Genomic DNA, 998 nt, shown 5'->3' on the forward strand with positions numbered 1-998 from the left:
GTGAAGTTCGAGCCCATCTGAACGAGACAGCGAACAGCGTGGCGTCAGTAACCTGCAAAGAGCAGACGCTGGCGTTTTTGGCTGCCCAACCCCAAGGCCGGCATTCGAACACGACTTAACCCGCCCTTAAATCGCCGCATCTACTCTTCAACCCGAACGCCATAGGCATCGGGGACATCAAGCACAGCGCATGGCGAACCGCAGAGACAGTCGCATCGAACCCAGTTTCGAGGGGCCGCCGCAGGCGCGGTCCTCGGCGGGTCTTTCGGTGAACGAGGAGGATCGCGTCGTGCCGAGCAATCGCAAAGCCTCCGCAAAACGCAAGCCGGCCAAAGGGAAATCGTCGCGGGTCAAGCGCGGCAGAAGCCGGCGCGGCCTGTTCGGCGTGCTCGGCCGGCTGTTCTACTGGTGCTTCGTGCTCGCCATCTGGGGCGGCATCGCCGTGGCCGGCATCGTCATCTACTACGGCGCCAAGATGCCGGCGGCGACGACCTGGTCGATTCCCGACCGCGCCCCCAACATCAAGATCGTCTCGGCAGATGGCCAATTGCTCGCCAATCGCGGCATGAGCGGCGGCGAGGCGGTCGGCCTGCACGAAATGTCGCCCTATATCCCGGAAGCCGTCATCGCCATCGAAGATCGGCGCTTCTACTCGCATTTCGGCATCGACCCGATCGGGCTTTCCCGCGCCATGGTCACCAATGTGCTTGGCGGGCATTTCTCGCAGGGTGGCTCGACGCTGACCCAGCAATTGGCCAAGAACCTGTTCCTGACACCCGACCGCACGCTGGAGCGCAAGGTGCAGGAAGTGCTGCTGGCGCTATGGCTGGAGCACAAGCACACCAAGGACCAGATCCTCGAAATGTACCTGAACCGGGTGTATTTCGGCTCTGGCGCCTATGGCGTCGAAGCCGCCTCGCGCCGCTATTTCGGCAAGAGCGCGCGCGACGTCACCCTGTCGGAAGCCGCATTGCTTGCCGGCCTGCTGAAGGCGCCGT

1 protein-coding gene is annotated in these 998 nt (G+C 63.2%); it reads left to right on the forward strand.

The window, feature by feature from the left end; translation table 11 throughout:
* Positions 1–190 precede the first annotated feature (190 nt).
* The coding region (locus EN969_RS32765; RefSeq protein ID WP_164758742.1) for a transglycosylase domain-containing protein at positions 191–998 on the forward strand (808 nt) is incomplete at its 3' end.

The sequence above is a fragment of the Mesorhizobium sp. M7A.F.Ca.CA.003.01.2.1 genome (assembly GCF_003998945.1).
In the GTDB taxonomy this organism is placed as follows: Bacteria; Pseudomonadota; Alphaproteobacteria; order Rhizobiales; family Rhizobiaceae; genus Mesorhizobium; species Mesorhizobium ciceri.